The sequence below is a fragment of the Methanolobus mangrovi genome, from assembly GCF_031312535.1.
Lineage (GTDB): Archaea > Halobacteriota > Methanosarcinia > Methanosarcinales > Methanosarcinaceae > Methanolobus > Methanolobus mangrovi.
In genome coordinates this window covers 2,057,014-2,082,265 of record NZ_CP133594.1, presented here as the reverse complement: position 1 = coordinate 2,082,265, position 25,252 = coordinate 2,057,014, and the positions used below count along the sequence as shown (strand labels likewise).

Genomic DNA, 25,252 nt, shown 5'->3' with positions numbered 1-25,252 from the left:
TTATACCTCCTGTGGATTGTTCTGGAAATGTTCCGTTATCATTTCCATTCCGTTTTGTCTCACTTTTTCAGTCTCTTCCCTGTCGGCTCCCCGGCTTATGAGAGTGAAAACACTGTTCATGTTCTTGCCCCTTGACTCGAATATCTCAAGATTCTCAGAAGCGTGGAACTGTACGTATTCGTCACCCTGCGAGAGCACATGCTCACCAACAGGTTTCAGGTTCCCATTCTCAAGAAGCATATGTTCATAGATACAGTAGTTCTTCTGCGCAGCTATCTCCATCTCCTGCACTTCTTCTGAAAATGCCTGCATGAGCAATTCCACAAGGTTGATTCCTGTGGAATGGTAAACAGCCGTAGGTGTCTGGCTTGGGAATCTTGCATCTATTTCCAGCACCTTCAGACCCTGGGGGCTGTCTATTGCCTCTACATCCATTATTCCCCGGAGGTTGAGGTTCTTTGCAAGCTCATGACTTATCTTCCTGAATTCAGGGTAGTTATCAATGGGAGTCACCATGTGGCAGTCGTAGGTTCCATCAATGTGTATCTTTGTTTCCTTGACAACTGCAAAATTCCTGCCATCCCCGATAACTTCAAGGGAAACAACATCACCCTCAACATATTCCTCGATGAGCATGGATGGGTCAAGCCCTTCCAGTTCCCTGTCATCATATATTATAGATGTTCCAATGCTGCTGCTTTCACAAGGAGGCTTTACAAAATAAGGTGGTTTCACAGGTTTATCTGCAGGAGTTGGTATGCCAATGGATTTGAAATAATCCTTTGAACGCTTCTTATCCATGCTTACATAATAAGCATCAAAATCGAAGAGTATGGGGCATGCCAGCTCATTCTTCATACTCCTGAGGAACTCTATGGTTCTCAGGTTTTCATTTACCGGAATGATGGCATCTACGTTTTCTGAGAGTTCCCTCAGTTTTTCGGGTTCCTCAGTTATGTCAAAACAGTGAAAACTGTCCACAACGTTGCGTATAAGGGGTTTTGCCCTGCGGTCCACAAGCACAACATTCATGCCTGCCTTATGTGCCAGATAGGTAACCTCAAAACCCTGTAACTTCCCTCCGATGATGCAGATGGTCTTCATATTGCCACCACCGGTACTTCAGCAGGCTTTCCGGTGGATTTTCCTATTATCCTGTTGAAATCAGCCTGGCTTGCAGGTTCCATACCCATGGTCCTGAGACGCTTGACAACACTTTTTGGGTCCCTGTCCCTTTCTTCAAGCTCCCTGTCATAATTGACCACACCTTCCAGTGAGGAATCGGATGGTATTATCGATGTGACAACGTTTGCACCTGCATTAAGGCGGTGGACCATGCCATCAATTCCTTCAAGGTCAAGAGATGCCGGTATGAGCCTGTCCGGGAACATCAGTCTTAGTATTGATATTATCTTCAGTTCTGAGAGACTGGATTCCTGGCTTACTTCCTCAAGGGGGGTCCCATCCTGTGGAACAAAAGTCATAACACGAACCATGTCCGGTTTGTTCTTCTGCATACCTCGCAGGGACTTTATGGTGGAGTCAATGTTATTTCCCACACCTGTGAGTATTCCGTCTTCCACGCAGTATCCGATCTTTTTGGCGAACTGCCTTGCATGCATCCTTTCTTCAAATGACTGTCCCACCCTCAGTTTCTGGTAGAGTTCGCGGTCATGGGTTTCCTGGTACAGAGCTAGGAAGTCAGCTCCATTTTCACGGAGCTTGCTGAGAGTTCTGTCATCCATGACACCGGGAGAGATCATTATGGGTAATCCCATTTCCTCTTTTACTGTTCTCACAATATCAACGAATTTTTCCGGATCATTGTGGAAATAGGGGTCTTCTCCCATGGTCAGGTCAACCATGTGAATACTCTCATTCTTCAGTGCCCTGCAGATATTGCGTATCTCCTCCATATCAAGGCGGTATCGCTGTATATCGTTGCATCTGTTGTAATAACAGAAAGCACAGTTGTTCTTGCAGTATGTTGAGAAGTAAACGAAGCTGTAGAGAAATACTTTGTTTCCAAAGAAATGGTCTCTCACTTTTCTTGCTACATAGTGCAATTTCTGGATATCTTCTTCTTCCGTCAGGGACAGCAGTTCCCTGAGATTTTCATCTGTGAGCTGCTTTCCACTTACTATATCCTGTGCAAACCTGTCGAGGTCCCAGTAATCGATATTCTTTATCATGTTACTGCCTCACAGGTTTATGCTGATTCCGTTGTAGTAGGATTCGGACCTTGCTGCACGCTTGATATTCTTGAAATCGTGCTTTGCCTTCAGAAGTCTCTCAAGGCCAAAACCGGCTCCTATCCATGGTTTGTTCACTCCCCAGTCCATATCCATTGGAATAGGACCTACAACAGCAGATGAGAGTTCCATGTTCTTGTGCATGATATCGATGGTCTCGCCATAGACCATGCAGCTATCTTCCATAATCTCATAATCGATACCAAGGAATTCCAGGAACTCATCTATAATATACTCAAGATTCTCTCTTGTGCACTTGGATCCCATCTGGCAGAAATTGAGCATGGTGAACTCTTCAAGATGGCTGTTCCCGTCTGATTCCTTGCGGTAGCACGGACCTATTTCAAATATCCTTACAGGATCAGGAAGTACGTTATCGAACTTTCGCAGGTGGTTGTACAAACCGGGTGCCAGCATGGGACGCAGGCACATGTTGTCATCGACCCTGAATATTTGCTCGGATAATTTTTTGTCCTCGCCGACTCCTATTCTTTCCATATATTCAAAGGGAATGAGTATGGGTGATTTTACCTCAAGGAAGCCCATGTCCACGAAGAATTCTGTTATCGTTCTCTCAAGCTTTCCAAGAAGGTTTTCACGGCTGTTTTCGTACACTTCTCTGATGTCCTTTTTCCTTTCAGTCTGAAGTATAGATTCCAGTTCGCCAAAAGAACGCTTCTCCTTTGAGAATGATATCATCTCTCCAGGTCCGAGAAGTGAGAGTATCCTGGTCTTTTGTGAGGATGTGAACTCCGTTTTCTTCGACTTTACTTGCGGCTGGAAAGTCTTATTAGGTTTAGAGGGGCTGGAACTGCTCTTACTTTGCTTCGGAGCTGAACTGTGGTTGGTGGAACTATTAGCAGTTGTTCCAGCCCTTTGTTCATTATGAATGTGAGAAGGAGTGTTTGTTTTTATTTCCGGTTTGTTTATTGTTGCTGGTATTTCTTGTTTTACCGGCTTTTCAGGCTCTAAACGGAAAGAGCGAACAATTTTTATTTCAGATTCATCCTTTCTGGAGATCTTCTTTGAAAATTCCCTGATCCTGTCTTCTGACAGACGACAGCGCTTACAGGGCTTCTGGAATTTGTGATTCCTGAGTGACCTTGCGGATCGGCTTGATCTTGAATTGCGTACGGTGATTACTTCCCCGCAATCCATTTCTATTCGTATATATTTCTGGGATGTTTCACACTTTTGTATCCCATGAAGGTGTCCGTTGCGTGACACCCATAAACCGTTTTTGCTAATAAGTGTATCAAGTGGTTTCTTTTCCATGCTAACAGCTCCTGGATTATGACCTTTTTTCGTACTAATTCCTAGAATCCCAGGTAAGTTAGTATCCAATTGTGGTTCTTGTTGTTGAATGTCATTTCTTTGCTTCCTTTGATTGATAGCGATTTGATCTTGTCTCCTATTGGTACTCTGTATCAACTAAAGACAGGTTCTATGTTAGTAATCGACATATATATATATTATCCATAAACTGCAGTACTTATAGTTTGTGTTTGCAAGTGACAGTGCTAGCATATATACTTTCCGCAACAACAGTTATATTTTTAATAAGTTTATGACACTTACCCTTATCTCTGCTTATGGATGTAGATTCATTATTAAAGAGATACCTTCCAGTAAAACAGAGTAATATATAGTATAATTTGATGATATTATTGACATGACATGTGAATTATCATGGGGTATGATAATTTTGTAATACCTATACTTTCATAAAAATTACTTGTTTTAAGTAAATAATCATACATCTCAGCAAAGGTACTGATTTTTGGGGAAGTGCAGGAATACCGACCCGTATCCCTGCCTATGGATATAGACCCTTTATTAAGGGATACTTTCCAGTAGAACAGAATAATATATAGCATGATTTGGTGTTATTATTTGCATGACATGTGAATTGTCATGAGGTATGAGAATTAGTTATCTCTAAACGAACATGAAGATAAAGTACTTCAAAGAAAACTTACCGTATTCTGAAATAAAAAGTCAAAATATTCCTGTTTATTCCAGCATTTTCTATTTATCATGGTGATTTTCCATCTGATACTTATATAGTGCTATTTCAATTGCTGTTCGCAGGTCGTCTTCTTCAAAGGGCTTTAAAATATATCCATAAGGTTCTGTCTGTTTAGCTCTTTTAAGTGTTTCATCGTCTGAATGAGCAGTAAGATATATTATTGGTATATTGAACCTTTCCCGAATCGTCTGAGCTGCTTGAATTCCATCCATATCTCCTTTTAGTCTGATGTCCATTATCACAAGATCCGGAAGAAACCCTTCAGCTTTGTTAATTGCTTCTATCCCGGATGATGCAACACTGGGAATCTGATATCCGAGTTTTTTCAATCTTTTCTTAAGCTCCAGAGCAACAATATTTTCATCCTCAACAACTAGTATCTTTGCACTACTAATCTCTATTTCTTCCATTTTATTTCCTCTCTGCAAAATTAATGATAAATTCTGTTCCGTGAATTGAGTTCAGTTCAATGGTACCATCGATCTGGTCAACCAGCGTGGTCACAAGCTGTAAACCTAGAGATTCAGTATTTCTGTAATCTATATCAGGGGAGATACCAATTCCATTATCTTTTATTTTCAATAAAAAATCATTTTTCAGAACTTTGAGTTCCACACTTATTTCCCCTTCTTTCATTCCAGGGAAAGCATGTTTTAGTGAGTTTGAAACAAGTTCATTGATTATCATACCAAGTGGAACAGCTGTATCAACATTCAGATAAACATCCTCGATTTTTGAAACAAGCTTAATATCTTTCTTTTCACTTCCGCATGATCTGGATAGATAATTCATCAATTTCTCCGTGTAATCAGAAAAATCAATACTTGTCATATCCTTGGATTGGTACAATTCTTCATGTATCAGAGCCATTGAACGTACACGGTTGCGACTATCCATAAAGGCCTCTATTACGTCCTGCTCCTCGAAATTATCAGATGCAAGATAGAGTAGGCTTGATATTACCTGTAAATTGTTCTTAACACGGTGATGTATTTCTTTCTTGCGTATGTTCTCTGCCTGAAAAAGTGCTTCTTCTACCTTTTTACGTTCAGTTACATCCAGAATGATTCCCTGCAATGTGATCCTGCCGTAATTATCACGTCTTATGAACGTTCTTTCATCTACCCATCTTACATCGCCTGATTTGGTGTATATTCTATATTCGTAGTTCAGTTGAGCATCCTTTTTCATATAATAATTGGAGATATGCAAATGTGTTCTTTCACTATCATCCGGGTGTATGATGTCAGCATACTTGATAGTGTTCGATGTGAAATCTTCTACAGTGTAGCCAAGTTTTGTGATATTGTCTGAAACGAATTCCACTGGCCAGTCAGTTTCTGTCTTCCATTTGAAGACTATAACGGGACTGTTATTGATTATGCTCTCCATTTCTTCTTTAAGCTCATTAGAATGCTTAAGTTCATCAGCATATTTTTTGAGTTCTTTTTCCGTCTGTTTTCTTTTACTGATATCTCTTGCAATGGTAATAACTGCTTTATACCCATCAAACTTTATCATCCGGCTACTCAATTCTACTGGAAAGATAGTACCATCTTTTCTCATGTGGACTGTTTCCAATAGGTTGCTTTTGATCTTACATAGCTCTTTTAGAACTTTAAGAAAATCCTTTCCACGGTTGGAAGCATCAATATCCATGTGTGTCAGAGAAAGGAATTCATCGTGGGAATATCCCATTCTTGAACATGCGACCTCATTTACTTCCAGGATATTTCCTTGCATATCAGTAAGATATATTGCATCATTTGGACTTTCAAACAAAGTCCTGAATTTTCTTTCAGAATCTCTCAGAGCCTTCTCAGCTTTTTTTTGCTCGTGAATAGCCAGATCTAACGAGTTTCTTGTTTCTTCAATTCCGTAAGTGAGGATATTGAAATCACCTTCGCCATGAATCTGAACATTGCGGGAAAAATCATTGTTCTGTATAGCAGTAAGTACACTGTTGGAATCTGCAATAATATTGTTCAGTGAATCTGCAAAATTATCCAATGTATCTCCAAGCTGCTTGAATTCTCCTTTTAGTTCCAGTTCGGTACGTGCTCCAAGTTCTCCTTTTGCAAGGGCATTTGTAACTCTGATAGATTCCCGTATCGGTGCTATCACAGCGTCCAGGATCATATTAAGTCCGATTGGAATTTCTTTGAAGTCTTTCTCTACATTTGTTTTTGCTCTTGTATCCAATTTACCGTCAACTGCATCCTGAGCAATATTTCTAAAGTTCTTGACTATTTCATCAATAGGAGAAGTTATCGATGTTGCTATCAGATAAGAGACAAGGCCCATAAAACATATTGAAATAATAGATATAATGACCAGACTGTTTCTAAGCTTGGTGACCCCGGCAAACATCTCTTCTTTTGGGACCACAAGCACAAAAGAATAGTTACCTGTCCTTACAGGTTCGTAGAACATTATTACTTCTTCGCCTGTCACAGGATCGATAGTTTCAACACTTCCTCCCTTTCCATTTTTGATATCCTCTGCTGCAGATGATATTTCAGGAATGTCAAAATCGTAAAGAGTATGAGTGCCTATTCCCTCTTTGTATTCAGGATGAGATACCAGAATACCGGTATTTCCTGTAACAAATGCGTAGCCTGTGTCAAAGGCTTTTATCTCACTTACCACATCATCAATATAATCAAGAGATACATCAACACCTGCAACACCTATGAATTCATCATCTTTAAGGATAGGTACATCGTAGCTTACCATGAAGATACCCTGATAAAAATAAGGTTCTGTAACAATATCTTCATGTGTTATTTTAGGAAGCTGATAGTAATCCTGGGTGTCATAGTTTACCAGGGGTTCAATTCCTATTTCTCCCTGGATAGTATTCCAGTAAGGTACGAACCTCCCGGTGGAATCATGGTCTGGAGAATTGATATATTCATTGTCCTTTCCATCGAAGGCATTTGGTTCGTATCCTACATAAACTCCTGTAAGAGAAGGATATGTTTCAAGAACATTTTTGAGAATATTATTTACTTCTTCCCTGTCAGCAGTCGTATACATTTCCATTGTTTTGGCAATGGTCTGTGCAATAGCCATATTTGCCTTCATATCTCCATCGAACTGATTTGCATAGTCCCTTGCCATTTCCACGGATTGAAGGTATGCCAGTTCTTTTTGTTGTGCTGTCACGGTTGTGATACTGACGGCAGTTGAAACAATAAGTACCAAAAAAACGCTAACTACTATGTATATGATCAATTTAGCTTTTATTGGCATTTCATTCTGTTTCACTCACACACCTTCTCATATGTATCCATTAATATGTAGCAAATTATATCAGCCTTCAAATGTTGAGATTTCATTTGCCATTTTTTGGTAATATCCGAACAGTTCTTCTCCCCAGTTTAGAGAACTCCGGGAAAAACTCATTATATCCCGGTGGTCGTATCTTCCATGGGTACTGAAAAAAATGCCAGAGAACAAGTTATCCGTAACTATGATTGATGGAGGAAGTAATTCTTTTTTGTAAAGGAACAATTCAATATTTTGAGACTGTTGTAGTTTTTCCAGCTCTTCCTGTCTGTCCTTTTTCATTCTTTCAAATACAGACTCAGTTAGGACAATTGATATTTTAGTTCCGTTTTCTGCAAGTCCACTGTAAAGTGGTGGATAAAATGGATGGTAGATCGAAAAAACAGAATGTACATGTTTTGATTTCAGAAGAGATGTCGTAAATTCTGCGGAAGGTTCAAACATGTCGTTCAATTCTGGTTCTGCAATTATGCAGTTCTCTATTTCCCCCATTCTGTCCAGCAGATATTGTGGTATTGAATTCAAGTCCCTTTTAACCCAATAATCCGTATCCTTTGCAAAGAGGTTTAAAATACCATCTAATGGTTTTACACTCTCTGCTATAAGTTTTCCAATATCTGACAGCTCATATATTCCTTCAGAGTTATGAAGCAGTTGTTCTTCCTTGAGTTCCTTTAGAGGAAGTATCAATGAACGCCAGGCAACACCAAACGCTTTCTTCAATTCCTCAGGGTCCTTCGGACCGTCCAGCAATAACAACAGTATTTTTCTTCTTTTTTCAGAGAACCAGATTGTTTCAGTTAGCGATGATTCCATTATATACACACCTGAAAATCTATCACTTATTCAACCTCTTTTATTTGATAGAGCTTTTTTGAATTATTTCTATAATAGTCAAATAAATCATGACACCACTTTAAAGAACTGTCATCAAAACTGATGATATCCCTGTGATCATACCTTTCCTCATCATTGAAAAGGCAAATATAACAAAACCAATCGGTCACAGTTATCATTGGTATTTTAGGTTTCTCTTTGCAAAGGAAAATGGTTGTGTTTTCCATTTCAATTAGTTCATTGAATTGCTTAAGGTACTCTTTTCTTATCTTTTCCAAAGCCGGTTCTGATAGGAAAAGTGATATGTCAGCTCCGGATTCAGATGCTTTCAAATAAAGAGATATGAATTCCGGATGAAGGTATGAAACAAAAGTAGTGATAGTTTTCGATTTAGGAATATTATCCACAAATTCTCTGGGGAGTTCAAACATGTGGTTAATGTCAGGTTCGATCAAGAAATAATGTCCAAGGTCTCTTATTCTACTGAAAAGGTGGGCAGGTATTGCATCAAAATTCCTGCTTGTCCAGAAGTCTTTGTTCTCTTCGACGATCCTTGATGTTTCAAGAAATGGTAGCATGTTTTTTACAATTATTTTTCCTATGACAGTCAAACAGAAATCATCTCGTTCCTGTTTTATAAGGTTTTCATTCTTCAATGTCTTTATCTGGGGCATTATTGACCGTGTTGTGACATTGAGTGATTTTTTTATTTGTTCTATGTCCCGTTCCCCTTCATTTAATAGTAATAACAAATTCTTCCTTTTTTCAGAAAACCAAACAGTGTTTATCAGTGACGTTTTCATAATCATACTATTCCCACTTCTGCTGTAATATTCCTATATTCGGGGACATTTGATTGTCAGTTACCTTAAACCCGTTGGTCAAAGATTTCATTCATTAATACAAGTGCTTTTTTGCACTACTAATAACGTTTTGATCTAACATTATATTAATTTAATTTATATGTAAATTCATATTGGTGTTTACAATTCACAAGCTACGTGACAATTAACATAACATATGCAAATCATCAAGCCTTTTTAGAAATCAGTCAGAAACTGAAATTATCATACTCTTTTTGAAGTAATAATTAGGGTTCCGTGTATCATAATTGTTGAAATATAGGTACGCATCATGCTATATATTGTCAGATATTTCCATTATATGCAGTAGTTATCCAATCGGATAGCTTTCACCGATAGTTGTTTACAAAAATTGCACCGGGTAGTTGCAATGCTGTAAAATCAACTATCTCAGACTATGTAGTAAAGCATACAAGGTGTATTTTAATGGGAAAACAAGAAATTTTAGATAAACTCAGAGATGCTATAGTTTTGCAGGATATCAACGGCTGTGCTGCAGCCACCCAGGAAGCTGTGGATGCAGGTATCAGTGCTGTTGAAGCGATAGAAGGCGGCCTTTCGGTAGGTATGAAGATCATAGGAGATAAGTTTGAAGCAGCAGAGATCTATCTTCCACAGATCATGATGTCTGCAAAGGCTATGAATGCTGCAATGGAGATTCTTACCCCTATACTTGCAGATGAAAAGACCGGAGAAGGCGTTGGAACAGCTATCACTTTTGTACAGGAAGGTGACATCCACGACATTGGTCACCGTTTAGTTTCAACCATGCTTGGTGCAAATGGTTTCAAGATAGTGGATCTTGGTGTTGATGTACCAAATGATACCATATTAGCTGAAGTCAAAAAGCTTCAGGGTAACAAAGTAATCCTTGTGGGATCCGCACTCATGACCACATCCATGCTGGGTCAGAAAGACACAGTGGAAGCTCTTGTAGAAGAAAACCTCAGAGATTCTGTAAAGATCATGTTCGGTGGTGCACCTGTTTCAGATGGATGGATAGCAGAGATCGGAGCAGACGCAACAGCAGAGAATGCAGCAGATGCAGCACGTGTAGCATTAGGACTCATGAAATAAGGGGGTATATAAAATGACATTTTCAAGATCATTAGATTGCTATGAATTCTACGAGCGTGCAAAGAAGGGACAGAAAGTTACCCAGGATGACTGGGACCTTATGACAATCCCTATGAAGGCAATGGAGCTCAAACAGAAATATAACCTTGATTTCAAGAACGAGTTCGTTCCTACTGACAAGGACATGATGGAAAACCTGTTCAAAGCAGGTTTCGAGATGTTACTTGACTGTGGTATCTTCTGTACCGACACAAGCCGTGTAGTAAAATACACAGAAGATGAGATCTGGGACGCAATCAACAACGTCCAGAAGGAATTCACAATCGGAACCGGCAGAGACGCTGTAAGGGTCCAGAAGAGAAGTGTTGGCGACAAGAGAAAGCCAATAGTTCAGGGTGGTCCAACAGGTTCCCCAATTTCTGAGGACATGTTCATGCCAGTTCACATGAGCTACGCTCTTGAGAAAGAGGTCGATACAATTGTCAACGGTGTCATGATGACAGTCCGTGGCAAACCACCAATACCAAAGAGCCCATACGAAGTTCTTGCAGCCAAGACCGAAACAAGGCTGATCAAGACCGCAGCTGCAATGGCCGGAAGGCCAGGCATGGGCATATAGGGACCAGAGACTTCCCTGTCCGCTCAGGGAAATATCTCTGCTGACTGTGCCGGTGGCATGGTTTGCAGTGACAGTCACGAAGTATCACAGCTCAACGAGCTTAAGATCGACCTTGACGCAATTTGTGTAATGGCCCACTATCAGGGTAACAGTGACATCATCATGGATGAGCAGATGCCTATCTTTGGTGGCTATGCCGGCGGCATAGAAGAAACTGCTATCGTTGATATCGCAACCCACATCAATGCATTTGTAATGAGCAATGCAAGCTGGCACCTTGACGGTCCGGTCCACATCCGCTGGGGATCAACCAACACTCGTGAGACCCTCATGATCGCAGGATGGACATGTGCAACCATCTCAGAATTCACAAACATAATCTCAGGTAACCAGTACTATCCATGTGCAGGTCCATGTACCGAGATGTGTCTGCTTGAAGCATCTGCTCAGTCCATAACTGACACAGCATCTGGCCGTGAGATCCTCTCCGGTGTGGCAGCTGCAAAGGGTGTTGTCCAGGACAAGACCACAGGTATGGAAGCAAGAATGATGGGAGAAGTCGCAAGGGCAACAGCAGGAATGGACATTTCCGAGGTCAACAAGGTCCTTGATGCTCTTGTAAGCTCTTATGAAGGCAACTATGCAAAAGCACCAGAAGGTAAGACCTTCCAGGAATGTTATGATATTGCTACCGTAACGCCAACTGATGAGTACATGAAGGTCTACGACGGCGCACGTAAGAAACTGGAAGAACTTGGATTGGTTTTCTAATCCATTATTTGGAAGAGTTCGCCAGCGAAGAGTATCGCTGGCATTTTTTATTGAACTAACTAAGAATAATTATGTGTAAGAAAGGAGGTTTTCCAATGGATGCATATTGGACGATCATTAACGGGATAATATATTTGCTGGCCTTTGCGTTGATCGGATGGGTCTTGCTTGATGCAAGCAAAACATCCAAAAAATTAAAGAGGTGATGATTTGACTGATGAAGTGACAGAATCGCCAGGACTCGTCAAGACCCTCAGGCCCTATCACGTATGGGCATTGGGAGTGGGGATAGTTCTTGTAGGCGAGTTCATGGGGTGGAATTTCACTGTGGCAAAGGGAGGAATTCTGGGTGCACTGCTTGCAATGCTTGTTGCAGGAACAATGTACGTGATCATCTCTTTGTGTGCAAGTGAACTGGGATCCGCGACAAAATTGGCAGGGGGTCCTTATGACTGGGCACGTTTGTTCGTTGGACCAGGTGCAGCAGCAAGTGTAGGTCTTGCAGTATATATGGAATACATAGCCCTGGAAGCTGCAGATGCTATTGTTGTTGCCTTTATAGCACAAGAGATATTCCCTGAATTGCAGGTATTCCCTGTAACATTATTGGTAATAGCAACACTTACGTTCATTAATTACAGAGGTGTCGTAGCTGCATTAACGCTTAACTTCTTTATGACTGCTATCGCTTTCCTTGCAATTATATTGTTCTTCTTCTCAGGAACATTCGGTGGTGTATTTGAGCTTCATCCGGAGAACCTTTTCCATGGAGCAATGCCAAATGGAATGATAGGTCTGTTTGCAGCTTTGCAGTTTGGTCCGTGGTTCTTCCTGGGAATAGAAGGAGCAGCCATGTGTGCTGAGGAGTGTAAACATCCTTCAAGGGCAGTACCTCTTGGACAACAGGCAGGAATGATCACACTTCTTGTCGGAGCAGCAATGACGCTCTTCATATGTGCAAGTCTGCTTCCTTCCAATATACCTGCAGAAGGTCTTGGAGTTTCAGTTTATCCGCTGTTTGAAGCTGCGCAGACCAGTGGCGTGTATTTCCTGATTGCTCTTTTGGGACTTGGAACATTGCTGACATGCCTTTCCAGTGCAAATGGATGTGTTTGTGACTCCTCAAGGTCATGGTTTGCTCTTTCAAGAGATCATTTTGTGTCCAATTGGTTCGCTTCAGTGCACCCAAGGTATCAGACACCCTATAAGGCAGTTATTTTCACAATGCCTATTGCAATAGCTTTTGCATTCAGTGGTTATCTGGATCAGGTCATTACCTTCTCTATTGTATCCGGGTTGCTTTGCTATGTTTTGATACCATTCTCTCTGATACGTTTCAGAAAAATGTTCCCAACACACATTAACAAGGTGCGACCATTCGTGAGCCCGCTACAACCATGGATATCTTACTTTGCAATGGCAATAGCTATCACTATCATGTCCACGCTATTCTGGGGATATAGATACAATCTTATCTTTGCCCTGGTCTTCTATCTGATCGCATACTTCTATTTCCACAACAGGCACAAGAAGCATCAGAAAGACTTCGATTGGAAAAGGGAAATGGGATGGCCAAACCCAAGTCATCATATTGAAAAGGAGTGATATGAATGGATGGAATTAACGAAGCAAAATATAAGGGGGCATTCGCAAAGGACACATATTTGATAGCAGGTGCGATAGCATTGCTGATCATTATAGAGGGTTATGTGGTCTATAACGTATTGTCCCTGGCAGGTCCTGCAGTTTCCTCTTCAATTATAGGAATCTATGTCCTGTTCTTTGGATTGGTAGTGGGAATTGAGATCATAGGTTACTGGCAGGTACGCCACTCAATTAAGCAACATATGTTCGATTTCAAATACTACGATTGAGGTTGCTAATATGAATGAAGATACGAAGAAACAAAGCTGGATGATGGAGGCATTTGATATTATATTCATATTCATACTTGCCTTCATCTGCCTGGTGGTACCCACACAAATACAAGGTTCAGTGCTTGTCGGATGGACAGAAACCGGTGCCATTCAATTCTTGTGGGATCCGGTAGGCTTTTTCAGCTTACTGGCAGTTATAATTGCATTCTTTGTAATTATGTTATACCACTCGGTAAGCCACTATAAGTTTTAGAGAAGCATGTCAGTGGGAACACTGACATTTACCTTTTTAGACTGAGATGCCTATTTGAAAAAATATAATGTATCAGGTGAAATTTATGATATCAGATATCAATGTTCAACGAGCAAAGGATAATCAAAACCTTACTGACATGGAAAAAAAACATGTTCCTGTCATTGAAGCTCCTGTGGAGGTAACAGCAGGTGAGCCTTTTGAGGTAAAAGTTACGATTGGGGATATTGCTCATGTGATGGAAGAGGATCATTACATCCAATGGGTAGAATTACACATAAATGGTGATTTTGTCGGGAAAAAGGAATTAAAACCAACAGACGGAAAAGCTGAAGCAGTTTTTACAGTGGTTGGAACTGAGGATATGATCTCTGCACGTGAGATAATGAACTGCAGAATTCATGGATTTGGTGTATGTGGTACTTGTGGTACCCGATCAGCCATTGTGATATTAAGAGCTGTTGAAAGCTGCAACGTACATGGCCTATGGGAGGGTTCAGCGGGAATTGAAATAACTTCTGCAATTTCAAAACCTGGAAAAAAGTGTAGGTGGGGACCAGAATTATAGTTCTGAGGCTCAACTTTTATTTTCAGGAGTTTTAATTTATGACAGAATATACCCCAAAAGAAAGGTTAGCACGTGCATTAACCGGTCAAGCAGTTGACAGGATGCCTGCTGTCTCAGTCACCCAGACAGGAACAGTAGAGCAGATGGAAGCCTGTGGTGCTTTTTGGCCAGAAGCCAATGATGATGCTGAAAAAATGGCAGCACTTGCAGAAGCTGGACATACAGTCGTTGGATTTGAAGCTGTCCGTGTGCCTTTCGATATAACTGCGGAAGCTGAGTTCTTCGGATGTGAGATCAAAGCCGGTACTCAGGAGCAGCAGCCATCCGTTGTCGGTCATGTTGTAAAGACCGTTGAGGACATCTCAAAACTCGAAGGTTATAGCCTTGACCACGGTAGGATCGGTGTTGTTTGTGACGCTATAAAGATCCTTGCAGCCAAGTACGGTGACAAACTTCCTATTATGGGAAGCATGATCGGTCCTTTTTCCCTTGCTCAGCATATCAACGGTGATGATTGGTTCATGGCTATTTTCACAGACGAGGCATTTGGCCTTGCACTAATGGAGTTCACAACCGGGTTCAATATTGCATACGCAAAGAAAATGGTGGAGAACGGTGCTGATACAATGGTCATCATCGACCCAACGGCAAGTGCCCAGCTAATTGGTGCTGAGTTCTACCAGAAATTCGTGGTACCTTATCACAAGAGGATCTGTGATGCCATGCGTGAGCTCAATGTAACCACTGTTCTGCACATCTGTGGTGATACCACCCAGGGTCTTGCACTCATGGAATCATCCGGTGTGGATGGCATTAGTGTCGATCAGAATGTAGATGTTGCAACAGCTGTGAGTAAGGTTGACAAAGCTGTGATCGTGGGTAATCTTGATCCTGTTAATATGCTCTGGAACAGGACACCTGAGGATATCAGGGAAGAGTCACAGAAGGTACTGGATGCAGGAATTGGTTTGCTGGCACCTGGATGTGGTATTGTTAGCAAGACTCCTACCGAGAACCTTCAGGCAATGGTAAAGATGGCAAAGAACCACAAATACTGAAACAATCAAAAAATCATTCATTTCTCCGGGTCGAATCCTTTCAATGAGTAGTCCCTTTCCCGGAGACTCTTTTTTATTATAAAGTTAGAGCATCAACCAGCCTGAGAATCATGATGCAGTAATATTCTGGTAATGATGTTGTAATTCTGAATATCAATCCTTCTAAATTATTACTTTAAAACCAATTCTGTGGAGCTTGGTCTTCTGTCTTTCTTCTTACTTTGGGGCAGCTGATATTCTATTTATGATTTCTTTCTTGGGTAAATTGAAAATTATTTGTTCTTCTATACTGGATTTCACCAATCTGCCATCTTAACTTAACAGGATCAGTATGCAATATATGCAAAATTATAAATAATATAAAGTCAGTACAAAGATGCCGGTTACTATATAGCCGGATGAAAAACAATCAAAACTAAAAGGAGAACATAGTTATGTCTGAAAAATTAGAAGACCGAGTATTTACTGCATCACCATTACCACCTGTATTGCATGGAGTCAGATTGAGAGACGTAAAAACTCCAAATAAAGCACATGTATCCTGTACAGAATAAAAGTTATTTTTTCGTAACCATTTAAAACTCTAATTGAAGTGATAGGGATGGATAAGTTCATCCCTACAATTAGAGGTAGATTCCACTATTTTGTTGCAGAAAAACAGGTCTGCTGATTACAACTTTTTTTCTTACACTAAACTTCTACTAAAAAAGTATCAGCTTTTATCGACCACTTTTAATCCATTTTTTATAGTAATCGAAGAGTTCCCTGCTACATTGCTGCCAAAGCTCATGAGTATTTTACGATTGTACTGTCTCTACTCACAAGGGTTGCAAAGCCTGTCATCTCACTTGAGATCCTTAGTTCTATGGTGTCAAAGTCATTGAACTTCTCTAGATCCTCTGCAAAATCCTGTTCTATTCTCATAGACGGAATCGGTTAAGATAAGTGAGATAGCGATTTCCTTGCTCAGCATATCAACGGTGATGATTGGTTGATGGCTATTTTCACAGATGAGTATTTAGCCTCGTACTTATGGAGTTGACAACTGATTTCAATCTTACATATGCAAAGGATCATGCCTGTTGATTAATATACGGCTCTTTTTTACACTTTTAAATGGACTATATTAGTACACAGATAACTTTAAATAGAGGCAACCAGAAGCCGTTGTTCGAAAAACTTAAATAGTATACTTGAAGGCAACTTATATATCTATCGTTAATCCATGCTATCTCTATTGTTTTAAAAATTATGAGTTGGTAGAATGAGCAATAAAAAAGATGGTACACAACCTGGTATTGACTGGGAGCATGGTGCCCAGTGCAGTAAAGTAATATGTGATCCACAGGAACTTGAAAGGACGATCGACTGGAAGCAGGGACTCGCAATAGCATTAGGCGTTCCTTTATTGATCCTGCCTTCCATAGGATATCTGACAAGCTATGTCTGGTCTTTTGCAATAGTTATCTGGGGAGCTACGGTTCTTCTTGGATTCTTACAGAACTTCGCATTCGGAGAATTGGCAACAGTATTCCCGAAAGCCTCAGGCCTTCCTGGTTATACACAGACCGTCTTCGGTTCTGATAAAGACAAGAACAACAAAGGAAAATTCAAATTTGGTAAGTTCATAGGCGGTTTCAGTGCATGGAGTTACTGGTTCGGATGGAGTCCTGTCCTTGCCATCTATGCCATACTGATTTCAAGCTATATTCAGGGAATGGTGCCTTCACTTGCCGGTATCAACTCGACACTTCTAGCACTTGTTGTAGGAGGTTTCATTTTTGGTTCCCTTGCGATCATCAATTCAAAGGGACTCAAGAACGGTGCAGCAGCCGGATTTATTTTAGCTGCAATCTCTTTAATCCCACTTCTGGTCATCACCATCGCCCCATTCTTCACAGGCGATTTCCAGATGGTCAATATCACAAGTTCATGGTTCCCAACAGACTGGAGCTGGGACTGGGAACACATACTAATTCTTCTCGGACTTCTTGCAATGGCTGAATGGAGTGCTGCTGCATGGGAGACCGCCGCGATCTATGGTCCTGAATATAAGAAGCCAAGCAGCGATGTTCCAAAAGCCCTGCTGGTCTGTGGAGCTATTTGCCTTGTCCTCTATGTGCTGGTACAGACATCTGTTATCGGTGCTCTTGGAGTTGACGGAGTTCTTGCAGAGCCTATCTCCCCGATGCTTCCATTGGCAAATATGTCACTTGGTCCGATAGGTGCTTCCATTTCAATAGTGATGCTGATAGGTGCAATGCTTCTGATTATCCAGACAGCTTTCCTTTCATCTGCACGTTCTATATATTCAATGTCAGTTGAAGGTAACCTGCCATCATTCTTGAGCAAGCTTAACTCCCACGGACACCCAATGAACGCAATGATCGTTGATGCTCTTTTCAACATGTTCCTTATTCTTCTTGGAACTCCGACAGCAATTCTTGCTGCTTCTGCAATTGGTTACATCTGTGCTAACGGTATAAGTCTTTACACCTATGTGAAAGTCAGGAATGATCCGGAATTCTCAAAACTTGAAAGACCTTTCAAGGCTCCAAGAGGATGGAAAAAAGTGGCTCTTGCAACCACTATCCTGAACACACCATTCTTCCTGATAGGTATCGTCTATCTCAACAGTCTTGAACTCGGATGGGCAACAACAGGTGTCGGTTTCTTCATGCTCTGTCTCTTTATTCCTCTATGGTTCTACTCACAGAGGGAGGCCAGGAACAGAGTGCCTGCTATGCATGCAGAACGCAGGGAACATGGTATATTTGAGCCTGAACCGGTTCCTTTAGAAGACTAAAATAAAATATGATGAGTAACACCGAGTCCTGATATTTTGGTATCAGGATTCCCTTTGTTTTTTTTGATGCTAAAAAATATGAGGATGATCTTGATTAGATCGTTCGCAGGATAAGTATCAGCTCTTGTCGACTACTTCTGATCTCTCTTTATAGTAATCGAACAGTTCCCTGCTCCATTGCAGAGCATTGCTGTCAAAGCTCATGAGTATCGTGTGATCGTACTGTCCCTGATTGTTGAAGAAACACAGGAAAAGAAAACGGTCTGTGCTTACAAGGGTTGCCAATCCGGTCATTTCACTTGATACTCTCAGTTCTGTGGTATCAAAGCTGTTGAACTTCTCAATATCATCTGCAAAATCCTGTTGCATTCTCTCATAGACAGAATCTGTGAAAATAAGTGAGATATCAATTCCCTTTTCAGCCAGTCTGGAGTACATAGCAGGGTATTCAGGATGGAAGTAGGCATTAAAAGCCATAATGTATTCGGATTTGGCTATGTTCTCAGTGAATTCCTTGGGGAATTCAAACAGGTAATTCAGGTCAGGTTCTATAATAAGACAATTACCAAGCTCACCGAATCTTTTCAACAGTGACTTTGGTATTCCGTTAAGGTTGCGGTTCTGCCAGTAATCATTGTTCTCCTCGAAAACTTCCACTACATTCAACAATGGGAGCATGTTCTCAACAAGCACCTCTCCCATATTGGTCAGGATATAGTAGTCTCCGTTCTGTATGACAAGCCCATGCTCCTTGAGTATCTTTATCTGGGGGATAAGGGCAGTGGAAGTCACATTGAGACTTGTTTTTATCTCCTCACGACTCTTCTGTCCTTCAATAAGAAGTAAAAGGACATTCTTTCGTTTTTCAGAATTGAGGATGACATCTATCAGGGAACTTTTCATTTAGACCAACCGTTTGCATTTTTCACATAGACATCTTATATAATAATGGATTGCTTATGTAATATAAACAGGTATTCATTCATCACTTACCGGCTTGTTCATCCCGAACCTGTAAAGTGCTATCTCGATATTGCTTTTCAGGTCATTTGCCTTGAAAGGCTTCACAATATAACCGTAAGGCTCTGTCTTCTTTGCCCTTTCAAGTACCTTGTCATCAGAGTATGCTGTGAGGAATATTATCGGAATATCAAAATGCTTGCGGATCTCTTCAGCGGTCTGTATCCCATCCATATCTCCTTTCAGTCTTACATCCATGAGAATAAGGTCCGGGAAAGTTATCTCTGCCATCTTGATAGCTTCCTCTCCGGTCGTGGCCAGTGCCGGGACCGTGTACCCAAAACTCTTGAGCTTCTTCTTTATGTTCAAAGCAATTATGCTTTCATCTTCTACTACTAATATCTTAATATCCTTTGCCTCTTCCATCCTTATCGCCTGTCAATGACCTGTCATAATAGTTGTTAAATTAATTGAGTCTGATCCTGAATTTAGTACCCTCGCTTCTGTCGAGTTCTATAATACCGTTTATCTGGGATGCCAATGTCGTTACAAGTTGTAACCCAAGTGAATCTGTTGCAGTGAAGTCGATATCTTCAGGGAATCCCACACCGGTATCACCTACTGTCAACGTCAGCTTTCCATCTGTAAGGTCAAGATCAACGAATATCTTCCCTTCCTCTCCGGGTTTGAATGCATGTTTCAGTGAGTTGGAAACAAGTTCGTTGACTATCATTCCCAATGGGATCGCAGTGTCCATATCAATGAAAACAATATCAAGGTCAAGTTTTACTTTGATATTCTCTTTTTCTATCATATATGAATAGGATAACTCGTTAACAAGTTTCATCAGGTAATCTGAGAAGTCGATACTTTCCATATCCTGTGACTTGTAGAGCTCTTCGTGTACAAGTGCCATTGAGATCACTCGGTTCTGGCTCTCCCTGAAGGCTTCGATAACCGTATCATCATTGAACTTCTCAGATTCAAGGTCAAGCAAGCTTGAAATGACCTGAAGATTGTTCTTGATACGATGGTGTATCTCCTTCTTACGTACCTCTTCCAGTTTCTTGCGTTCATCCATGATCTGGGCAAGAGTGATTCTTGTTTCTTCGATACCTTCTGTAAGAATACCAAAGTCACCTTCACCATGAACCTCTATCTTCTGTGAGAAATCATTATGCTGGAATGCAGTAAGTACCCTATTGGAGTCCTCTATCATGGTATCTAGGGATTCTGCGAAATTGTCCAGTGTGTCTGAAAGCTGCTTGAACTCTCCCTTAGCTTCCATCTTTGACCTTTCTGAAAGTTTTCCATGCGAAAGGGAGGTTGTGAGGTTAATAGTATCGTGGATCGGGTTGATCACTGCATCAAGGATCTCGTTCAAGCCTATGGGTATTTCCTTGAAGTCTTCCTCAACATCCGTTTTTGCTCTGGAATAGAGCCTGCCCATTACCGCATCCTTTGATATCTTCTTGAAATCGTAGACGATTTCTTTGATCGTGTTCGTAAATGAGAGTGCTATGAGATAGGAGAACCCTCCCATGAAAATAATAGCTACAAATGATATCATCATCAGTTTGTGAGTGAGGTTTTGCACACCTGCAAATATCTCATCCCGTGGGACCACAAGTATAAAAGAGAAGCCACCTGCTTCAACCGGTTCGTAGAACATGACCACATCTTCACCGGTATTGGAATCCACTGTTTCGAGATGCCCACTGTTTCCATTGTATATATCATCGGCTATCAGTGAATAATCATCTATTCCCAGGTCATAGAGTGTCTTCTTGCCGATCCAGTCCTTGTTATATGGGTATGTTACAAGCACTCCTTCCCTGTCCACAACAAAAGCGTATCCTGTCTCGAATGCCTGCACATCGCCGATATCTTCATCAAGATAGTTGAGTGAAACATCTACTCCGGATATTCCAACAAATTCATCATCTTTCATTATCGGGGCAACATAGCTCACAATGAAGAGCTTTTCATAGAAGTAAGGCTCAGTGATGATGTTCTCTTTTGTATCTTTTGGACCCTGGTAATAACTAAGGTCCTCGTAGTTGATCAGGGGGTAGAGCTTGACGGTTCCTTCCATTGTGTTCCAGTAAGGAATGAAACGTCCTGTAGCATCGTGGCCTGATGTGTTCGCATAAAGACTGTCCTGTCCGTCAAAAGCGTCCGGTTCATAACCTACGTAAACTCCCACAAGCTGAGGATGCGTTATCAGGGTTTCCCGAAGCATGGCATTTGCCTCATCCCTGCTCAGGGAATCAAAACTTCCAACTGTAGCGGCATTTGTCTCTGCAATGGCTAGATATTTTTCCATATCGCCATTGAAGTTGTTGGCGTGTTTACCGGCTATCTGGATTGCCTGTTCGTAGGCAAGCTGTTCTTCCTGATTGGTAACAGTGGAGATGGTCATGGCTGTACTTGCTGCAAGTACTATTATAGTCCCGACCACTATGTACAGTATCAGTTTGAATTTAAGTGACGTATTCTCCAGTATCATTTGAACTGGTCTTACTTGAGGCTCTTTGAACTTTAAATACTCGCCTGTAAAAGTTACGATAATATTGTATCATTACAACGCCGTTATAATCATCAGACCATAACATAACATTTTCTTCAAGGGTACGAATTCAACTGAGGCGGATACATTTTGCTGAGTTTATGATATATAATGTCTTTCCATATTGTGAACTGTCCCTCAAGGAGCAGACTTGAAAAACGAAGGGACGATTACGGAGGCAAAAAAATGTCAAATCAGGAAATGTTAGACACACTCAGAGACACAATCGTTACACAGAACATCAACGGCTGTGCAGCAGCTACCCAGGAAGCACTTGACTCTGGAATGACTGCTGTCGAGATAATCAACGGTGGCCTTTCAGTAGGCATGAAGATCATAGGAGACAAGTTTGAAGCAGCAGAGGTCTACCTTCCGCAGATCATGATGTCTGCAAAGGCAATGAACGCTGCAATGGAAATTTTGGTTCCTATACTTGCAGAAGAAAAGGGAGCAGACGACGAAGGTGTAGGTCTTGCTATCACTTACGTACAGGAAGGCGACATTCACGATATCGGACACCGCCTCGTAACAACAATGCTTGAAGCAAATGGTTTCAGGATAATTGACATGGGCGTTGACGTTCCAAATGATAATATACTTGAAGAAGTTGCAAAACACAAGGGTAAGAAGGTCCTGCTTGTAGGCTCTGCACTCATGACAACTTCAATGCTCGGACAGAAGGACACAGTGTCCATGCTCACAGAAGAGGGTCTTCGTGACTCTGTTAAGATCATGTTCGGTGGAGCACCAGTATCAGATGCATGGATTGCAGAGATCGGAGCAGACGCAACAGCAGAGAATGCAGCAGATGCAGCCCGTGTAGCTCTTGACATTATGAAATAAGGAGGCACATATTATGACATTCGCAAGATCACTTGATTGTTTTGAATTTTATGAGCGTGCAAAGAAGGGACAGAAAGTTACTCAGGATGACTGGGACCTTATGACAATCCCTATGAAGGCAATGGAGCTCAAACAGAAATATAATCTTGATTTCAAGAACGAGTTCGTTCCTACCGACAAGGACATGATGGAAAACCTGTTCAAAGCAGGTTTCGAGATGTTACTTGACTGTGGTATCTTCTGTACCGACACAAGCCGTGTAGTAAAATACACAGAGGATGAGATCTGGGACGCTCTCAACAATGTCCAGAAGGAATTCACAATCGGAACCGGCAGAGACGCTGTAAGGGTCCAGAAGAGAAGTGTTGGCGACAAGAGAAAGCCAATAGTCCAGGGTGGTCCAACAGGTTCCCCAATTTCTGAGGACATGTTCATGCCAGTTCACATGAGCTACGCTCTTGAGAAGGAAGTCGACACCATCGTAAACGGTGTCATGATGACAGTCCGTGGCAAACCACCAATACCAAAGAGCCCATACGAAGTTCTTGCAGCCAAGACCGAAACAAGGCTGATCAAGACCGCAGCTGCAATGGCCGGAAGGCCAGGCATGGGCATATAGGGACCAGAGACTTCCCTGTCCGCTCAGGGAAATATCGCTTCAGACTGTGTCGGTGGCATGGTTTGCAGTGACAGTCACGAAGTATCCCAGCTCAACGAGCTTAAGATCGACCTTGACGCAATTTGTGTAATGGCCCACTATCAGGGTAACAGTGACATCATCATGGATGAACAGATGCCTATCTTTGGTGGATATGCCGGTGGCGTAGAAGAAACCACAATTGTAGATATCGCAACTCACATCAATGCATTTGTAATGAGCAATGCAAGCTGGCACCTTGACGGACCAGTTCACATCCGCTGGGGATCAACCAACACCAGGGAAACCCTCATGATCGCAGGATGGGCATGTGCAACAATCTCAGAATTCACTGACATGCTTTCCGGTAACCAGTACTATCCATGTGCAGGTCCATGTACCGAGATGTGTCTGCTTGAAGCATCCGCTCAGTCCATAACTGACACAGCATCCGGCCGTGAGATCCTCTCCGGTGTGGCAGCTGCAAAGGGTGTTGTCCAGGACAAGACCACAGGTATGGAAGCAAGAATGATGGGAGAAGTCGCAAGGGCAACAGCAGGCATGGAGATCGAGACGGTCAACCAGGTGCTTGATGACCTTGTCAAGCTATATGAGAACAACTATGCGAACGCACCAGCAGGAAAGACCTTCCAGGAATGTTACGACATTGCTACCGTAACACCAACTGATGAGTACATGAAGGTCTACTCAGATGCACGCAGGAAGCTCGAAGAGCTTGGTCTTTCCTTCTAAGACATTTTGTATCTATAAGACAGAATATAGCCTCCGCCCCCCTCCGAGGTGACTGGTGTGCATGCGCCAGTCATCTCTTCTTCAGGAGCCCAGATCATGACAGAATATACCCCAAAAGAAAGATTATCCCGTGCACTTACCGGTCAGTCTGTTGACAGAATGCCTGCGGTTTGTGTTACCCAGACAGGCACTGTGGAGCAGATGGAAGCCTGTGGCGCCTTCTGGCCAGAGGCTAACAGTGATGCAGAAAAGATGGCAATACTTGCCGAAGCAGGTCACACCGTAGTCGGATTCGAGGCTGTACGTGTACCTTTCGATATAACTGCAGAAGCTGAGTTCTTCGGATGTGACATAAAAGATGGTACAATGGAGCAGCAACCATCTGTTGTCGGTCATGTTGTAAAAACAGTAGAAGACATCGAAAAACTCAAAGGTTACGATCTTAGTGAAGGCAGGATAAGTGTTGTCTGTGATGCTACCAGAATACTGGCAGATAAGTACGGTGATGAACTTCCGATAATGGGAAGCATGATCGGGCCATTCTCGCTTGCACAGCATATCAACGGTGACGAGTGGTTCATGGCCATTTTCACAGACGAAGCATTTGCATTTGCACTCATGGAATTCACTACCGAGTTCAGTATTGCCTATGCACAGAAAATGGTGGAGAACGGTGCTGATACCATGGTCATTATCGACCCAACGGCAAGTTACCAGTTGATAGGTGCTGAATTCTACGAAAAGTTCGTCGTTCCTTTCCACAAAAAGATAATAGATGCCATGCACGAGGTCAACGTACCTGTAGTATTGCACATATGTGGTGACACAACCCAGGGTCTTGCACTTATGGAATCATGTGGTGTTGATGCCATTAGTGTAGATCAGAATGTTGATGCAGCAGCTGCTGTGGCTAACGTTGAAAAGGCTGTCATTGTCGGTAACCTTGACCCTGTGAACATGCTCTGGAACCAGACACCCGAAAAGATTAGGGAGCAGTCGCAGAAAGTCATCGATGCAGGCGTAGGTCTGCTTGCACCGGGATGCGGTACTGTCAGCAAGACAGCTACCATGAACCTTCAGGCAATGATAGAAGTGGCAAAGAGTCACAAATACTAAAAAGTCAGACCATTTTAACATTTCTCCGGGCCGAATCCCTCTGATGAATTATCCCTCCTTCTCCCGGAGAAAC

Annotated in this window: 20 protein-coding genes and 2 pseudogenes; 11 read left to right on the top strand and 11 right to left on the bottom strand. The window is 41.8% G+C overall.

From position 1 onward, the window contains the following. The 7 genes from pylC to RE476_RS10020 all read right to left on the bottom strand — a co-directional run bounded on the left by pylC (position 1) and on the right by RE476_RS10020 (position 9,083). Positions 1–1,104: a 3-methylornithine--L-lysine ligase PylC gene (pylC, locus tag RE476_RS10050; RefSeq protein ID WP_309307506.1), complete on the bottom strand. Its 1,104-nt coding sequence runs from the start codon at positions 1,102–1,104 to the stop codon at positions 1–3. Then, the gene (gene pylB / locus RE476_RS10045) at positions 1,101–2,192 is read right to left on the bottom strand and encodes a methylornithine synthase PylB (RefSeq protein WP_309307505.1); all 1,092 of its coding nucleotides are present in this window, start codon (positions 2,190–2,192) and stop codon (positions 1,101–1,103) included. Before pylB ends, pylC begins: the two co-directional genes overlap by 4 nt. Before the next feature lie 9 nt (positions 2,193–2,201). Beyond that, a complete protein-coding gene (pylS, locus tag RE476_RS10040; protein WP_309307504.1) occupies positions 2,202–3,527 on the bottom strand; it encodes a pyrrolysine--tRNA(Pyl) ligase in 1,326 nt (441 codons plus the stop codon). A 753-nt stretch (positions 3,528–4,280) separates the two neighbouring features. Next, the gene (locus tag RE476_RS10035) at positions 4,281–4,676 is read right to left on the bottom strand and encodes a response regulator (RefSeq protein WP_406600995.1); all 396 of its coding nucleotides are present in this window, start codon (positions 4,674–4,676) and stop codon (positions 4,281–4,283) included. A gap of 16 nt (positions 4,677–4,692) precedes the next feature. Beyond that, on the bottom strand, positions 4,693–7,551 hold the full coding sequence (locus tag RE476_RS10030; RefSeq protein WP_309307502.1) for a PAS domain S-box protein: 2,859 nt from the start codon (positions 7,549–7,551) through the stop codon (positions 4,693–4,695). A 45-nt stretch (positions 7,552–7,596) separates the two neighbouring features. Beyond that, the gene (locus RE476_RS10025) at positions 7,597–8,388 is read right to left on the bottom strand and encodes a helix-turn-helix transcriptional regulator (protein ID WP_309307501.1); all 792 of its coding nucleotides are present in this window, start codon (positions 8,386–8,388) and stop codon (positions 7,597–7,599) included. 26 nt (positions 8,389–8,414) lie between these two features. After that, a complete protein-coding gene (locus RE476_RS10020; RefSeq protein WP_309307500.1) occupies positions 8,415–9,083 on the bottom strand; it encodes a helix-turn-helix transcriptional regulator in 669 nt (222 codons plus the stop codon). A gap of 615 nt (positions 9,084–9,698) precedes the next feature. Between RE476_RS10020 and RE476_RS10015 the strand changes: the two genes are divergently transcribed. The 7 genes and pseudogenes from RE476_RS10015 to mtbA (RE476_RS09985) all read left to right on the top strand — a co-directional run bounded on the left by RE476_RS10015 (position 9,699) and on the right by mtbA (RE476_RS09985) (position 15,495). Next, positions 9,699–10,349, top strand: a complete 651-nt coding sequence (locus tag RE476_RS10015) for a methyltransferase cognate corrinoid protein (protein ID WP_309307499.1) — start codon at positions 9,699–9,701, stop codon at positions 10,347–10,349. Positions 10,350–10,362: 13 nt separating this feature from the next. Next, positions 10,363–11,739 (top strand): annotated as a pseudogene (locus RE476_RS10010) (monomethylamine:corrinoid methyltransferase). Positions 11,740–11,949: 210 nt separating this feature from the next. Continuing rightward, positions 11,950–13,344 carry an APC family permease gene (locus RE476_RS10005; RefSeq protein WP_309307498.1) on the top strand — a complete coding sequence of 465 codons (1,395 nt, stop codon included), beginning with the start codon at positions 11,950–11,952 and terminating at the stop codon, positions 13,342–13,344. Positions 13,345–13,349: 5 nt separating this feature from the next. Next, entirely contained in the window at positions 13,350–13,613 is a 264-nt protein-coding gene (locus tag RE476_RS10000; RefSeq protein ID WP_309307497.1) for a monomethylamine permease, read from the top strand. Between the two features lie 10 nt (positions 13,614–13,623). After that, entirely contained in the window at positions 13,624–13,869 is a 246-nt protein-coding gene (locus tag RE476_RS09995; RefSeq protein ID WP_309307496.1) for an AcrB/AcrD/AcrF family protein, read from the top strand. 85 nt (positions 13,870–13,954) lie between these two features. After that, positions 13,955–14,437 (top strand): class II SORL domain-containing protein, encoded by a 483-nt coding sequence (locus RE476_RS09990; protein WP_309307495.1) that lies wholly within the window; start codon positions 13,955–13,957, stop codon positions 14,435–14,437. A 38-nt stretch (positions 14,438–14,475) separates the two neighbouring features. Continuing rightward, positions 14,476–15,495, top strand: coding sequence for a methylcobamide:CoM methyltransferase MtbA (gene mtbA, locus RE476_RS09985; protein ID WP_309307494.1), 1,020 nt, complete (start codon positions 14,476–14,478; stop codon positions 15,493–15,495). Between the two features lie 786 nt (positions 15,496–16,281). Here mtbA (RE476_RS09985) and RE476_RS09980 read toward each other — a convergent pair. After that, a complete protein-coding gene (locus RE476_RS09980; RefSeq protein ID WP_309307493.1) occupies positions 16,282–16,419 on the bottom strand; it encodes a hypothetical protein in 138 nt (45 codons plus the stop codon). 340 nt (positions 16,420–16,759) lie between these two features. Here RE476_RS09980 and RE476_RS09975 point away from each other — a divergent pair, with 340 nt between their 5' ends. Next, positions 16,760–18,301: an APC family permease gene (locus RE476_RS09975; protein ID WP_309307492.1), complete on the top strand. Its 1,542-nt coding sequence runs from the start codon at positions 16,760–16,762 to the stop codon at positions 18,299–18,301. A 117-nt stretch (positions 18,302–18,418) separates the two neighbouring features. Here the strand turns inward: RE476_RS09975 and RE476_RS09970 are convergent, their stop codons facing one another. The 3 genes from RE476_RS09970 to RE476_RS09960 form a co-directional block, all read right to left on the bottom strand. Further along, a complete protein-coding gene (locus RE476_RS09970; protein WP_309307491.1) occupies positions 18,419–19,204 on the bottom strand; it encodes a helix-turn-helix transcriptional regulator in 786 nt (261 codons plus the stop codon). 75 nt (positions 19,205–19,279) lie between these two features. Beyond that, the gene (locus tag RE476_RS09965; RefSeq protein WP_309307490.1) at positions 19,280–19,687 is read right to left on the bottom strand and encodes a response regulator; all 408 of its coding nucleotides are present in this window, start codon (positions 19,685–19,687) and stop codon (positions 19,280–19,282) included. Positions 19,688–19,727: 40 nt separating this feature from the next. Then, the gene (locus RE476_RS09960; RefSeq protein WP_309307489.1) at positions 19,728–21,770 is read right to left on the bottom strand and encodes a histidine kinase dimerization/phosphoacceptor domain -containing protein; all 2,043 of its coding nucleotides are present in this window, start codon (positions 21,768–21,770) and stop codon (positions 19,728–19,730) included. A gap of 246 nt (positions 21,771–22,016) precedes the next feature. Here RE476_RS09960 and RE476_RS09955 point away from each other — a divergent pair, with 246 nt between their 5' ends. The 3 genes and pseudogenes from RE476_RS09955 (at position 22,017) to mtbA (RE476_RS09945) (ending at position 25,179) form a co-directional block, all read left to right on the top strand. Further along, a complete protein-coding gene (locus RE476_RS09955; RefSeq protein ID WP_309307488.1) occupies positions 22,017–22,673 on the top strand; it encodes a methyltransferase cognate corrinoid protein in 657 nt (218 codons plus the stop codon). A 13-nt stretch (positions 22,674–22,686) separates the two neighbouring features. Next, positions 22,687–24,063 (top strand): annotated as a pseudogene (locus tag RE476_RS09950) (monomethylamine:corrinoid methyltransferase). 96 nt (positions 24,064–24,159) lie between these two features. Further along, on the top strand, positions 24,160–25,179 hold the full coding sequence (gene mtbA, locus RE476_RS09945; RefSeq protein ID WP_309307487.1) for a methylcobamide:CoM methyltransferase MtbA: 1,020 nt from the start codon (positions 24,160–24,162) through the stop codon (positions 25,177–25,179). The last annotated feature ends 73 nt before the right edge of the window (positions 25,180–25,252 follow it).

Bases quoted from the DNA above. Each gene is read 5' to 3' on its own strand.
- RE476_RS09970 (WP_309307491.1), bottom strand. From the start codon at position 19,204: ATGAAAAGTTCCCTGATAGATGTCATCCTCAATTCTGAAAAACGAAAG.
- RE476_RS09955 (WP_309307488.1), top strand. From the start codon at position 22,017: ATGTCAAATCAGGAAATGTTAGACACACTCAGAGACACAATCGTTACA.
- pylB (WP_309307505.1), bottom strand. From the start codon at position 2,192: ATGATAAAGAATATCGATTACTGGGACCTCGACAGGTTTGCACAGGAT.
- RE476_RS09965 (WP_309307490.1), bottom strand. From the start codon at position 19,687: ATGGAAGAGGCAAAGGATATTAAGATATTAGTAGTAGAAGATGAAAGC.
- pylS (WP_309307504.1), bottom strand. From the start codon at position 3,527: ATGGAAAAGAAACCACTTGATACACTTATTAGCAAAAACGGTTTATGG.
- RE476_RS09975 (WP_309307492.1), top strand. From the start codon at position 16,760: ATGAGCAATAAAAAAGATGGTACACAACCTGGTATTGACTGGGAGCAT.
- RE476_RS10000 (WP_309307497.1), top strand. From the start codon at position 13,350: ATGGATGGAATTAACGAAGCAAAATATAAGGGGGCATTCGCAAAGGAC.
- RE476_RS09960 (WP_309307489.1), bottom strand. From the start codon at position 21,770: ATGATACTGGAGAATACGTCACTTAAATTCAAACTGATACTGTACATA.
- mtbA (WP_309307494.1), top strand. From the start codon at position 14,476: ATGACAGAATATACCCCAAAAGAAAGGTTAGCACGTGCATTAACCGGT.
- RE476_RS09990 (WP_309307495.1), top strand. From the start codon at position 13,955: ATGATATCAGATATCAATGTTCAACGAGCAAAGGATAATCAAAACCTT.
- RE476_RS09980 (WP_309307493.1), bottom strand. From the start codon at position 16,419: ATGAGAATAGAACAGGATTTTGCAGAGGATCTAGAGAAGTTCAATGAC.
- mtbA (WP_309307487.1), top strand. From the start codon at position 24,160: ATGACAGAATATACCCCAAAAGAAAGATTATCCCGTGCACTTACCGGT.
- RE476_RS10025 (WP_309307501.1), bottom strand. From the start codon at position 8,388: ATGGAATCATCGCTAACTGAAACAATCTGGTTCTCTGAAAAAAGAAGA.
- RE476_RS09995 (WP_309307496.1), top strand. From the start codon at position 13,624: ATGAATGAAGATACGAAGAAACAAAGCTGGATGATGGAGGCATTTGAT.
- RE476_RS10020 (WP_309307500.1), bottom strand. From the start codon at position 9,083: ATGCCCCAGATAAAGACATTGAAGAATGAAAACCTTATAAAACAGGAA.
- RE476_RS10015 (WP_309307499.1), top strand. From the start codon at position 9,699: ATGGGAAAACAAGAAATTTTAGATAAACTCAGAGATGCTATAGTTTTG.
- pylC (WP_309307506.1), bottom strand. From the start codon at position 1,104: ATGAAGACCATCTGCATCATCGGAGGGAAGTTACAGGGTTTTGAGGTT.